The 13270-nt window shown below is 66.4% G+C and carries 8 protein-coding genes and 1 pseudogene; 5 read left to right on the forward strand and 4 right to left on the reverse strand.

The features are described 5' to 3' along the window. The first annotated feature begins 151 nt into the window (after nucleotides 1–151). Together A7D17_RS17870 and A7D17_RS17875 are read left to right on the forward strand one after the other, a co-directional pair. Nucleotides 152–1378 (forward strand): ATP-binding protein, encoded by a 1227-nt coding sequence (locus A7D17_RS17870; RefSeq protein ID WP_064510340.1) that lies wholly within the window; start codon nucleotides 152–154, stop codon nucleotides 1376–1378. Beyond that, the gene (locus tag A7D17_RS17875; protein WP_046962497.1) at nucleotides 1375–1953 is read left to right on the forward strand and encodes a response regulator transcription factor; all 579 of its coding nucleotides are present in this window, start codon (nucleotides 1375–1377) and stop codon (nucleotides 1951–1953) included. Before A7D17_RS17870 ends, A7D17_RS17875 begins: the two co-directional genes overlap by 4 nt. 111 nt (nucleotides 1954–2064) lie before the next feature. On the opposite strand, the gene A7D17_RS17880 is transcribed toward A7D17_RS17875, so the two are convergent. Continuing rightward, a complete protein-coding gene (locus A7D17_RS17880; RefSeq protein ID WP_064510341.1) occupies nucleotides 2065–3057 on the reverse strand; it encodes a glycoside hydrolase family 5 protein in 993 nt (330 codons plus the stop codon). A gap of 425 nt (nucleotides 3058–3482) precedes the next feature. Between A7D17_RS17880 and A7D17_RS17885 the strand changes: the two genes are divergently transcribed. After that, complete coding sequence (locus A7D17_RS17885; protein WP_064510342.1) at nucleotides 3483–5336, forward strand: sensor domain-containing phosphodiesterase; 1854 nt, start codon at nucleotides 3483–3485, stop codon at nucleotides 5334–5336. A gap of 226 nt (nucleotides 5337–5562) precedes the next feature. Here the strand turns inward: A7D17_RS17885 and A7D17_RS17890 are convergent, their stop codons facing one another. Genes A7D17_RS17890 through A7D17_RS17900 form a run of 3 tightly spaced genes read right to left on the reverse strand, consistent with a single transcriptional unit; the run spans nucleotide 5563 to nucleotide 10001 of the window. After that, complete coding sequence (locus tag A7D17_RS17890) at nucleotides 5563–7125, reverse strand: sodium/sugar symporter (RefSeq protein WP_064510346.1); 1563 nt, start codon at nucleotides 7123–7125, stop codon at nucleotides 5563–5565. A 38-nt stretch (nucleotides 7126–7163) separates the two neighbouring features. Next, nucleotides 7164–7379 (reverse strand): hypothetical protein, encoded by a 216-nt coding sequence (locus A7D17_RS24480; RefSeq protein ID WP_064510343.1) that lies wholly within the window; start codon nucleotides 7377–7379, stop codon nucleotides 7164–7166. A gap of 6 nt (nucleotides 7380–7385) precedes the next feature. Then, nucleotides 7386–10001 (reverse strand): glycoside hydrolase family 3 protein, encoded by a 2616-nt coding sequence (locus A7D17_RS17900; RefSeq protein WP_064510344.1) that lies wholly within the window; start codon nucleotides 9999–10001, stop codon nucleotides 7386–7388. Nucleotides 10002–10433: 432 nt separating this feature from the next. On the opposite strand from A7D17_RS17900, the gene A7D17_RS17905 reads away from it, so the two are divergent. Both A7D17_RS17905 and A7D17_RS23265 read left to right on the forward strand, forming a co-directional pair. Then, the gene (locus tag A7D17_RS17905) at nucleotides 10434–12389 is read left to right on the forward strand and encodes a PhoX family protein (protein ID WP_064510345.1); all 1956 of its coding nucleotides are present in this window, start codon (nucleotides 10434–10436) and stop codon (nucleotides 12387–12389) included. Nucleotides 12390–12836: 447 nt separating this feature from the next. Next, nucleotides 12837–13270 (forward strand): annotated as a pseudogene (locus A7D17_RS23265) (transposase); the annotation flags it as partial.

A 13270-nucleotide genomic window follows, 5' to 3' on the forward strand; every position in this document is an offset into this window, starting at 1 on the left:
GAGGGGTTGGGCGGGTCACGGCGTCATGCATCGCGGTATTTTAGCCTGTCCTCCGTCCGCTCACAGCTGAAGCGTGGTGCGGGCGGTCTTCCGGGCCGATGCGACGGTTTGTCGCAGGCCGCCACGCCCCCGAGCGCATAGCATTGCGGTGATGAACAGCTCCGACGCCTCCTTCCTGCGGACCCTGTGCAGCCTGCGCTGGCTGGCCACGGCCGGCCAGGCCGCCACCATCCTGGTCGCCACCGGCCTGATGGGCCTGCACCTGCCTCAACAACCGCTGTGGGCCGGCGTGGCCGCGCTGGCGGTGTTCAACCTGTATGCGCAGCTGCGCGTGGCCCATCGCGGCGCGGTGAGCCCGGCCACCGAATTCGGACACATCCTGGTCGATGTGACCGTGCTGACCTGGATGGTGGGCTGGAGCGGCGGCATCGCCAACCCGTTCGGCTCGCTGTTCCTGGTACTGATTGCGCTGGCCGCGCTGGCCCTGCCGCTGGGCTGGGCGATGGCGGTGGCGGCGTCGTGCGTGGCCGGCTATGTCATCAGTGCCGTATTCGGCCTGCCGCTGCCGTACGGCAGCTTCGACCCGTTGAGCCTGCACATGTGGGGCATGGCGGCCAACTTCCTGCTGTCCACCGTGGTGGTGCTGGCGTTCGCCACACGGCTGGCCTTGTCGATGCGCGAACGCGAGCGCGAGATTTCCACCCTGCGCGAGCGCTTCGCCCGCAACGAAGGCATCGTGGCGCTGGCCACGCATGCAGCCTCGGTGGCGCACGAACTCAACACCCCGCTGGCCACGATGACGCTGCTGGTGGACGACATCGCCGACCAGTGCGATCAAGTGGAGTTGCGCGAGGATCTGGACACCTTGCGCGAGCTGCTGGTGCAGTGCCATGAGCGCGTGCTGGCGCTGGCGCAGCCTGCCGACAACGGCCACCTGAGCCGCGAAGTGGCGGTGCAGGAAGTGCTGGAACAATGGCGACTGGTGCGCCCCACCATCGAGCTGCGCCGCAACGAGGACGCACCGATGCGGCTGATGCTGCAGCCCGGCGTCAGCCACCTGTTGATGGTGCTGCTCAACAATGCCGCCGATGCCGGCGAGCGCGCCGGCCGCCCGCAGATCGACCTCACGCTTCGAGTGGAAGACGATCACCTCAGCGGCGAGGTACGCGATTACGGCCCCGGCTTCGACACTGCGCAAGCCATGCTGCCGGGCACCTTGTTCAACAGCGGCAAACACGACGGCATGGGCGTGGGCCTGGCCTTGTCGCATGCCACCGTCGAACGCCTGCAGGGCGAGCTATGGATGCTGCCCGCCGAAGGCAGCGGCGCCCGCGTCGGGTTCCGCCTGCCGCTTTCCGAACACGAGGCCCTGGCATGACAAGCACCCCGATCCGCACAGGCCTGTTGGTCGACGACGACACCTTGTACCTGCGCACGCTGCAACGCAGCCTGGCACGGCGTGGCGTGGAGACGCTGACCGCCACCGATGCCGCCAGCGCGCTGTCCACCGCACGCAGTGCACTGCCGGATTTCGCCCTGATCGATCTCAAGCTCGGCCACGATTCCGGCCTGAGCCTGATCCAGCCGCTGCGCGAGATCCGCGCCGACATGCGCATCCTGCTGGTCACCGGCTACGCCAGCATCGCCACCGCCGTGGAAGCCATCAAGCTCGGCGCCGACGACTACCTGCCCAAGCCCGCCAACATTCCCACCATCATGCGGGCGCTGGGCGAAGAAGACGACGACCTGCCCGAACCGGATGAAGAAGAAACCGCGCAGGAAATGATGACCCCGCTCAGCCGCCTGCAGTGGGAACATATCCAGCAGGCCCTGCACGAAACCGGCGGCAACGTGTCCGCGGCCGCTCGCCTGCTGGGCATGCACCGCCGCTCGCTGCAGCGCAAGCTGACCAAGCGCCCCAGCCCGGGCCCCCTGCGCGAACCCGGCCGCTGATCGCGGCTGGGCAGTGCGCAGAAACCGACGTCCACGCGAGGTACATGAGGTTCGAACATCGACCGCGCCCACCCGAAAGCTGCGCGGTAGGTTGGTTAGCCGCGCTTGGGCCTAGCGACGCCTGGGACCAAAGATGCTGGCCCTGCGCGAGGTGGCGCGGATGCCGTCGGCGCCCTCGATCAAGGTACGCCCCCAGCTGCTCAGGCGGGTCGGATCCCAGCCCTGCACGATATCCAGCGACTGCGTGCTGCTGTCGTTGCCCGACCACGACCAGCCCATGTAACCGACCCCGTATTCGCGCGCGCGCCGCATGATCGCCGCCTCGTCCACCTGCGCGCCGCGATGGTCGGCACCGAACTCGCCCACCACCAGCGCCAGGCCATTGCTGCGGAACGCGCGCAGATAGCTGTCCACCGGCGCATCGCTTCCGAACACTTCGTACATGTGCACGCTGAAGACCAGATTGCGGCGGCTATCCAGCGCCAGCAGCGCAGCGGCGTTGTCGCGCATGTAGAACTGCCAGTCCTGGCCCCAGTTGGGCGCGTCCACCATCAGCGCATGGGTCAGGCCGGCGTTACGCAAGGTGGCGATCGCACGTGCGTGGCCGGTGACCCATTCGCTGGCACTGAGACGATTGCCGAACGGTTCGTTACCGATATTGATGATGACGTAGTCCTCCTGCCCCACCAGCGCGCCGCGCACGCTGGTCCAGTAGCTGGCGGCATGGGCCAGCGTGCCGGCCGCGCCTTCTTCGCCGTAACCGGTGGTGTCGTGCACTTCCAGCACCGCGATCAGGCCCAGGCTCTTGCAGCGCGCGATGATGCGCGCCACCTCTGCTTCCGGGGTGCGGCTCCAGCGATGGCCGGAACTGAGCACGACGCGCACGCTGTTGGCACCGGTGGCGGCGATCTGCGCCAGTGCGGCATCGGTGCGATCTGCAAACCACGCGTGCGGCAGGTTGATGCCGCGCAGGACCAGGGTGTTGCCATTGGTCTCGCGTAATTGCGTGCCGGATACGGAGAGGCCGGCGTGTGCCACGGATGTCAGCGCCAGGCCGGCAATCAGCAGCACGGCGCGCTGCGCCAGGGACGTGAAGATCTTCATGATCGGCTCCAGAAGGTGAGTGCGACGGGCGCTCCAGCACACATGCATGTCCGGCCCGGGTGCGGCCACCCTGGCCATGGCACGTCGGCGCGATCAGCGGCCGGATCACAGAACCGACAAAATCCGCAGACACCGACCCAGTGCGCAGACCGCCGCGCCAGGCGGCTGGTAACGTTAACTTCCGTGTGTTCGAGCGCCTGCGCAGGGTGTGGTGAGAGGGTGCCCAGCCTGACAGCGCAGCGCCTGGCTACCGCATCGTGTTGCGCAGCGCGGTGCTGCAACGCGAAACGCGCATGCGCCGACCGACTGCTGCCCATGCGGCGAGTGGCCGCCGCCTCGCACTGCAGCATGCATTTGCGCTGCTGGCAGCTGAATAAGCCAGCGCGGCTGCGTCAAGTGGACACGGCCGAGGCCGATACAGCCACATGCGATCCGTGCCCGCCCCTGTTAGCCAGCCATCCCCCATGTCCGAAGAATCCACCCGTCTGGCCGTCCTGCGTGGCCTCTGCCTGCTGGATTCGCCGCCGGATCCGGTGTTCGACACCATCGCCGCGATGGCCGCGCGCGCCCTCGGGGCAGAAATCGCGCTGGTCTCGCTGGTGGACGAACACCGCCAGTGGTTCAAGGCGCGCGTTGGCCTGCAGGCGCCCGAGACGCCGCGCGATCAGGCGTTCTGCGCGCACGCGATCCGCTCGGACGAGGTGATGGTGGTGGCGGATGCGCAACTGGATCCGCGCTTCAGCGACAACCCGCTGGTGCTGGGCCCGCCCTACATCCGTTTCTATGCGGGCGCGCCCTTGAAGCTGCGCGATGGGCACCGCATCGGCACGCTGTGCGTGATCGGCACCAGCCCGCGCGAGGGGCTGGATGCCGAGGCGCTGACCCAACTGGAAGGCCTGCGCGACCTGGCCGTGCTGCGTGTGGAAAACCTGCGCAGCACCACGTATCGCGATGGCGCCACCGGTCTGCCCAACCGCTCGCGCTTTGGCGAAGACCTGGATACCTGGCTGGCGCAGCGCGAGACCGCGCCGGCCACCACCGCAGTGGCCATCGATGTCTGCGGCAGCGATTACTTCCGCGACATGGTCAAGGCACTGGGCTGGGACTACGCCGATGGATACGTGGCGCTGGCGCAGCGTCGCCTCACCGCCTACCTGCCCGCTGGCACCCTGCTCTACCGGCTGGACCCGACCACCTTCGGCTTTCTGACTCCGGCTGAAAACCAGCGCCTGTCCAGCCTGTGCACCAAGCTGTCCAAGGCGTTTACCGAACCGCTGGATCACCAGGGCATCCCGCACACGGCGGTGGCCTCGATCGGCGCGGTCTCACTGCACACCAGTTATGGCGCGGCCGACACCATTCGCTCGCTCACCACTGCGGTGGATGTCTCGCGCGAGCGCGGCCTGGCATGGAGCATGTACGAGCGCAAGCACGACGTGGCCCAGCGCAATACCTTCCGTCTGCTCGCCGCGCTGCCGGCCGCGCTGGACAGCGCCAACCAGCTGCGCCTGCACTACCAGCCACGCGTGGATCTGCACGACCATCGCTGCGTGGCGGTGGAAGCGCTGCTGCGCTGGCAGCACCCGATGATCGGCCCGGTGATGCCGTCGGATTTCGTGCCGATGGCCGAGAAGACCGCGCTGATCAACCGCATCACCGCCTGGGTCATCGACCACGGCATCGCCCAGGCCGCGCGCTGGCAGCAACAGGGCCTGGACTTCAATCTGGCCCTGAACGTGTCGGCCGCCGACCTGGACCGCCCCGGCTTTGCGCTGCTACTGCGACGCGGGCTGGAACGCCACAAGCTGGATCCACGCCGGCTGGAGATCGAATTCACCGAAAGCGCGATGATCCGCCACCCCGACCATCTGGCCGAACAGCTCGCGGCGGTGGCCGCACTGGGCGTGCACATCGCCATCGACGATTTCGGCACCGGCTACAGCAATTTCAGTTATCTCAAACAGTTGCCGGCCAGCTCGTTGAAGATCGATCAATCCTTCATCCGCTCGCTGCCGGACAACCGCACCGACCGCACCCTGGTGCCGGCGATGATCCAGCTCGGCCATAGCCTGGGCCAGCGCGTGGTGGCCGAAGGCATCGAGTCGGCCGAGGCGTATGCGCAGTTGCGCGCCTGGGGCTGCGACGAAGGCCAGGGCTACTGGATCGCAAAACCCATGCCGGCCGCCGCGCTGGAAACCTGGTTGCAGACGCCCTGGCAGGCGCAGTTCGCCGCGCCGGTCACGCTGCTGGCGGCGCACATGCCGGCGGCGCGGGTCTGAGCACGCGCGACGGCGACTGGTTTGACCGCACGCGCAGCGCTTGAGCGCACGCCCACGCGCAGCGCGCAGCACCGCGAGAGGTCAACACCCACCACGCCGCCGGCCATGGTCGCGCGGCAGGGGCACACCACCGCCAGCCAGCCCCATCTGCCGCCTCTCAATGCAACGCGGCGCGACACCGGAAGTGCCACGCCGCGTTGGGTTCAAGCGATGAGGCGCGCCTGGCTTACCAGAACACCGTGTACAACACGACCAGGATTGCGATCACACCGGCGGCGCCGATCTTGAAGCCCAGCGTGGTGCCGTAGGCCACATCGTCGGTACGGATCAGGTCGCGCGCCTGGGTGGGTGCAGTCATCAGCGACACCAGCACCGCCAGCACCAGCGCAGCCAGGAACACCACGCCGATGCGGTCCATGAACGGCAGTTCCGGCCAGGCGAACTTCAGCGCGAACGACAGCACCACCGAGCCGATCGCCGCGGTCAAGGCGCCGGCTTCATTGGCGCGCTTCCAGAACAGGCCCAGCATGAAGATCACCACCACGCCGGGGGTAAAGAAGCCGGTGAATTCCTGGATGAACTGGAAGCCCTGATCGAAGTTGCCCAGCAATGGCCGCGCGGTGAGGATGCCGATCAGCACCGACACTGCCGCCACGATGCGGCCCACGCGCACCAGCTGCTTCTGCTCGGTCTGCGGGCGGAACTTGGCGTAGAAATCCAGGGTGAAGATCGTCGCCACCGAGTTGATCTTCGATGCCAGCGAGGCCACGATCGCCGCGACCAGCGCCGCGAACACCAGCCCCAGGATGCCGGTCGGCAGCAGCTGCATCATGGTCGGATAGGCCTGGTCGGGCTTGGCCAGATCCGGCGCCAGCACCACCGCGGCAATGCCCGGCACCACGATCACCAGCGGCATCAGCAACTTCAGGAACGCCGCAAACACCATGCCTTTCTGCGCCTCGCCGATGTTCTTGGCCGCCAGCGCGCGCTGGATGATGTACTGGTTGAAACCCCAGTAACTGATGTTCATCACCCACAGCCCGCCCAGCAGCACGCTCAGGCCCGGCAGATCCTTGTAGAACGGGTTGTCCTTGGTCAGGATCATGTGGAAGTGCTCGGGGTGTGCGCTCCACAGGTGCTTGAAGCCGGCCAGCACGCCGGCACCGTCGCCGATGCGCGCCAGCGTCAGCCCGGCCACCAGCAGGCCGCCCAGCACCAGCAGGGTGACCTGCACGATATCGGTCAGCGCCACCGCCTTCAGCCCGCCGTACAGCTGGTAGACCAGCGCGAATACGCCGATCAATGCCAGCGCCAGGGTCTGGTCCATGCCGGTGACCTGGCTGACCGCGATCGAGCCCAGCCACAGGATCGAGGTCAGGTTGACGAACACGTACAGCAGCAGCCAGAACACCGCCATCAGCGTGCGGATCCACTTGCCGTAGCGCTGTTCCAGGAACTGCGGCATGGTGTAGATGCCGTTGCGCAGGAAGATCGGCAGGAAGAACTTGCCGACGATCAGCAGCGTCAATGCCGCCATCCATTCGTAGGACGCAATCGCCAGCCCGATCGCATAGCCGGAGCCGGCCATGCCGATGATCTGCTCGGCAGAAATATTCGCAGCGATCAGCGAGGCGCCAATCGCCCACCACGGCAACGACTTGCTGGCCAGGAAGTAATCCTCGGCGCTCTTGCTGTGGCCTGCCTTCTCGCGCGACACCCACTGCGCGAGCACGAAGATGCCGGTCAGGTAGACCAGCACAATCACGATATCCAACGTCGCCAAACCCACTGCACTCTCCTGTCTGGCTCTGGGGTATGCGCCGACGATCAGGCAGGGCTGCAGAATGCCGCCGCCGCGCACCCGGTGCGCAATGGCAGCGCGGCGAACCGCGTCTGCAGGCCATCCCGGCCGATCGACAACACCGCCCCCGCGGCGGCTGATGGCACCACCGCAATCGGTGGCCGCTTCGAAACGTCGCCGGAAGCGGCGACGCAGGTGTTCTGCTTGAACTGCACCGTGCCCGGAAGCGTGCCTCCGGGCATGGGGGATTACTTGACCGGGCAATCCACCGTGACTTCGGCTTCGTTGAGCGCGCCCAGCGCCACCTTCGACACCGACAACTCCAGTGCTGCGCCGCTTTCAATGCTGGCAACCTGGGTCAGCTTGGTCACGTCGGCACCGGCCACCGCGAAGCACTTGAGCGGAATGCCCACCACCTTCCACTGGCCTTGCGGCAGTGCGGCCAGGGTCTTCTGCGCATCGACGCGACCATTGCACTTATCGCCGCAGCCCACGCCCAGCCACACCGGCGCCGTCACTGCGCTGTCGCGGCGCACAGTCAGCTGCAGCTGCACATCGCCGTTGCTCTCACGCGACACGTCCACCGGCTTGCCGGACACCAGCAGCACGCTGGCGGGCTTGGCACCGGACCACACCAGGCGGCGCGCATCTTCCTGCGCCTTGTGGTCGACCGCGCTCATCTTCAGGCTGCCGTCGGACAGGCTCACCGGCAGCGTGGTCGCCGGCATATTGGCCTGGCCCGCATTGGACAGCTGCATCGCAATGCCGAGTGCCGGCTTGCCGCGCACGAAGTACACCCCGCCCACCGACTGCTCGCCGGACACGCCCGATTCCTCTGGCAGCGCAGCCAGGTCGCCCTTGTCGGCGTAGGTCAGGCCAAAGCCGAACTTGAACTGCGGGTCGTAATCCTTCTGCCCGACGTTGTTGGCGAACTGCACCGCGGTCTTGGGCCAGGAGAAGCTCAGCTTGCCCTTGAAGTCGTTCTGCACCGTGCCATCGGCCTTGCGCAGCAGCACGTCGGCAATGCCCTCGCCTTCCGAACCCGGCAGCCACGCGGCGACGAAGGCATCGGCCACGTTGATGTACTGGTTCATCCACAGCGGACGGCCGCTCAGGAACACCGCCACCACCGGGATGCCCTCGGCCTTGAACTTCTTGATCAGTGCCAGCTCGCTCTCGTCGCCCGGCTTGTACAACAGGGTGGCGATATCGCCCTGGAACTCGGCGTACGGGTTCTCACCGAACACCACGACCGCCACGTCAGGCTTGGTCTTGTACGCACCATCGACTGCCAGCTCGGCCTTGCCGCCGGCAGCCTTGATCTGCTTGTCCAGGCCTTCCCAGATGGTGTTGCCATTGGGGTAGTCGCTGCGCTTGGTGCCGGTGCCCTGCCAGTTCAGCGTCCAGCCGCCGGACTGCTTGCCCATGTCGTTGGCACCATCGCCGACCACCAGCACGCGCTTTTTGGGATCCAGCGGCAGGATGCCGGACTGGTTCTTCAGCAGCACCAGCGACTCGCGCACCGCCTGGCGGGCGATGGCGCGGTGTTCCGGCGCGCCCAGCAGTTCGTACTTGCCGCCAAGCGGGCGCTTGGACGGCTTTCCGGCTTCGAACAGGCCCAGGCGCAGCTTGACGCGCAGGATGCGGCGCACCGCATCGTCCAGGCGCTCGGCGGAAATCTGGCCGGACTTCACTGCCGCCAGTTCGGTTTCGTAGATGCCCTTCCAGCTATCGGCGGCCATCGCCATGTCGACGCCGGCAATGAACGAGGCCGGGCAGTTGTCGTTGGTGCAGCCCTTGACCTGGCCGTGGCCGTTCCAGTCGCCGACCACAAACCCGCCGAAGTTCATGCGGCCCTTGAGCACGTCGGTCAGCATGACCTTGTTGCCGTGCATCTTCTCGCCGTTGAAGCTGTTGAACGAGGCCATCACCGTCTGCGCGCCGGCCGCGATCGCCGGCGGGTAGCCGGCCGCGTGGATGTCGCGCATGGTGGCTTCGGAGACCTTGGTGTCTCCCTGGTCCTTGCCGTCGGTGGTGCCGCCGTCGCCGACGAAATGCTTCACCGAGGAAATCACGTGGCTGCCATCCAGGAACTGCGGCGTGCCCGGTGTGCCCTGCACGCCCTCGACCATCTTGCCGGCGAAGCTGGCCACCACGTCGGGCGACTCCGAATAGCCTTCGTAGCTACGGCCCCAGCGGTCGTCCTGCGGCACCGCCACGGTGGGCGCAAAGGTCCACTCCATGCCGGTGACGCGGGTTTCGGCGGCGGTGACTTCGCCGATCTGCTTGATCAGCTCCGGGTTGCGCGTGGCCCCTAAGCCAATGTTGTGCGGGAACAACGTGGCGCCGACGATGTTGCTCTGGCCGTGCACCGCGTCGATGCCGAAGATGATCGGAATCGCGTTGCCGCCCTTGGAGGTATCCATCGACGCCTCATAGAAGGCATCGGCCAGCTTCAACCATTCTGCCGGGCTGGCGTTGTACTTGCCGCCCGGATCGGAATTGCCGCCGGCCAGGACAGAACCAATACGGTACTTGCGTACATCGTCCGGGGTCATGCTGGCGATGTCGCCCTGCACGGTCTGGGCGACCTTCTCTTCCACGCTCATCTTGGCCATCACATCGGTGATGCGCTGCTCCAGCGCCGCGTCCTGCGCGAACGGCCACTTCGGCGATGGCCACTGGTCCGGATGGATGGTGGTGGAGGCCTCGGCAGGTGCTGCAGCCGGCGCGGTCTTGCCGGCCTCGGCAGTGGTGGTGTCCTTGCCTTGGCAGGCAGCCAGCATCAGCACCGTCGCAGCGGTAGCCAGGGAAAGGGCGCGACGTGCGACGGGCGCGGCGGTATGGCGAAGCAGCTTGTCCAAGATCCAGGTCTCCAGGGGTGTCTCCTGCCGCGATGCATGCGCCGCAGGCCTTCAGGCGGCGTACGCTCACGTGATTCAGCTACCCTGTCAACCGCGCTCGCCCGTATGCCAAATCGCGGCCAACTTATTGGCCGGAGCTATAGGGTTGGAATACCGGCAGCACCTGTCAAACCACGGAAAATCGCCAAATCCGGCGCGCCGCTTGGTGTTGCGCAATCCCGCGTTTTGCTGCATCGCACCACCGGGCCACGGCCACAGTGCGCAGGCACCACGCCCCGCCCGGGACAGGTCGCGTCCGCTTTCGCCGCAGCATCCGAACCGGCGCCAACCGGTGAGCTCGCCGTCAAACAACTGTCATATCCCGGGCCTAGCGTGACCGCTTGCCGATGCGCCGTTGCCCATCGTTGATCGTTGTCTTTGCCTGGAGTTTCGATGTCTGCCTCCCCCGACCCCTCCCGTCGCCGCCTCATGCAACTGCTGGCGGCCGTTCCCCTGTTGCCGCTCGGCAGCGCCAGCGCCGCCGCGCTCCAGCAGCTGGGCAGCGCCGCGTTGGCGGCACGCCCGCTGCGGCCTTCGGAAACCCCGGCCCGCCTGGTCTCGGCCACCTTCCATGGCATGCCCGCTCCCAGCCTGGCCAACCCTGCCGCGATGGCCACCACCACGGTGGGCTCGTCGCTGAGCGTGGCCCGCAGCGACGGCAGCACCCAGCGCTACGCATTGGCCTACCACCCATTCTTCGTCACCGGCGACCAGGTGCCCGACGGCAAGGGCGGCACCGTGCTGGCCGGCGGCTATTACGACATCCAGCATCGCCCCATCATCGACCGCTCCAAGCCAGGCGCCGAACGGCCGTTCTTTTCCGATTGCCCGGACGGCTCATCGCTGCTGACCCTGCCCGACGCCAGGGTGCCCGGGGTCAAGGGCAACCATGTGTTTGCGGTGGTGCAGTTCGAATACACCACCCGCGACCAGGCCGGCAACGACACCAATCGCCATCTGCCCGCGCCGATCGCGGTACTGACGCTGGACCAGGACCCGGCCACCGGCAAGCTGTCGCTGGTGAAGTACCACAACGTCGACACCGCCCCGGTGCACGGGCTGTGGACCACCTGCGGCGCCAGCATGTCGCCGTGGAATACCCACCTGTCCAGCGAAGAGTACGAACCCGACGCCACCGCGCTGGCCGGCAACACGCAGTTCCGCAGCTACAGCACGCACCTGTACGGCGACCCAGACAAGGCCAACCCGTATCACTACGGCCACCTGCCGGAAATCACCGTGCACCCGGACGGCACCGGCAGCGTGCGCAAGCACTATTGCCTGGGCCGCATCTCGCACGAGCTGGTGCAGGTGATGCCCGACCAGCGCACCGTGCTGATGGGCGACGACGCCACCAATGGCGGGCTGTTCATGTTCATCGCCGACCGCAAGGCGGATCTGTCGTCCGGCACGTTGTACGTCGGCAAGTGGCACCAGACCTCCGGCGTCGGCCCGGGCGCGGCCACGCTGAGCTGGATCAAGCTGGGCCACGCCACCAGCGCCGAGATCGAAGCGCTGGCCAACCGCCTCACCGCCGCCGACATCCTCGACGTGCATCTGAGCGACCCGGGCGATGCCAGCTTCACCAAGATCCCGTTCAACGGCACCTTCAACTGGATCCGCATCAAGCCGGGCATGGAAAAGGCCGCCATCTATCTGGAAACCCACCGCTATGCCGCGCTGGCCGGCGGCAGCCTGGGCTTCACCAAGCTCGAAGGCACCACCGTCAACGCCAAGGACAAGATCGCCTACATGGCCATGTCCTATATCGTCACCAGCATGCGCAACGGCTCGGGCGATGTGAGGGTGGAAGGTCCGGATGCGGGCGCGGTGTATGCCTTGAACCTGCGCGGCGGGCGCCGCGACAGCAGCGGTGCGCCGATTCACAGCGACTGGGTACCGATCGACATGGCCGCCCCCGCCGCGCTGACCGGCCACGACCTGGCGCAGCCGGACGCGCTGGGCAATCTGGCCGATCCGGACCGGCTGGCCAACCCGGACAACCTCAAGTTCTCCGAATCGCTGCGCACCCTGTTCATCGGCGAGGACAGCAGCCTGCACGTCAACAATTTCCTGTGGGCCTACCACGTGGACAACGGCACCCTGACCCGCCTGCTGTCGGTGCCGGCCGGCGCCGAATCCACCGGCCTGCATGCGGTGGACCAGATCCACGGCTGGACCTACGTGATGAGCAACTTCCAGCATCCTGGCGACTGGGAAAGCCCGCTGCACGACACCGTCAAGGCCACCCTGGACCCGCTGGTGCGCGCCAATTACAAGAACCGCTTCGGCGCTGCCGTAGGGTATCTCACCGGCGACCCGGTGGCGGTGCAATTGAGCAAGGCGTAAGGGCAGGTTGCCGTCGCTCGCAGTGCTGGCAAAGCGCTGCGAGCGACACCGTTTTTCTGTCGTTTCAACTGGGCGACGAACGACGAACGACGGACGCTTGCGCGAGGGGCGCTGGTGGGCGGCTATCTCTGGTGTAGGGCTATCTCATGCGGACAACGTAGTGCGTCGAATCCGATCCATCTGCATTCTTGCAATTTGGCAACCTGCATTTCTGCAATTCGGCAACGCGTTTGTTCTGCAACGCCGATGCCTGCCGAGGCTCGGAGATCGGCGCCCGCCTGTGCAATCGCGGCCTGCCTGCGGCACAGATGTTGAGCGACTGACACAACGTAGCGAACACTCGCCTAGTAATGAATGCAGTGGTGTTGCACGCTGCAGATCATTTGATACGCCCAGGCTTTCCTAGACATCTCAAGGCCATGGAAAATGGCAGATTCGGAGGTGTCCATGAGCAGCAAGCGGTATACGGATGAGTTCAAGATCGAAGCGGTCCGGCAAGTGACCGATCGTGGGTTCAAGGTGGCAGAGGTCGCCGAGCGACTGGGTGTCACGACGCACAGCCTGTACGCCTGGCTGCGCAAGTTCGGCAAGCCTGGCGTGGTGCATCGCGCCGAGGTGGACCAGAGCGCCGAGGTTCGGCGGCTGAAGGCAGAGTTGCGTCGCGTGACCGAGGAGCGCGACATCTTAAAAAAGGCCGCCGCGTACTTTGCCAAGGGGTGAAGGCAAAGTACGCGTTCATGCAAGACCATCGCAGGGAATTCAGGGTATGCGCGATGTGTCGGGTATTGCGCGTCAACCGGGCGGGTTATTACGCCTGGTTACGCTCGCCTGACAGTGAGCGCGCCAAGGAAGACCAACGCCTGCTGGGATTGATCAAGCAC

Source organism: Xanthomonas floridensis, from assembly GCF_001642575.1.
GTDB lineage: Bacteria > Pseudomonadota > Gammaproteobacteria > Xanthomonadales > Xanthomonadaceae > Xanthomonas > Xanthomonas floridensis.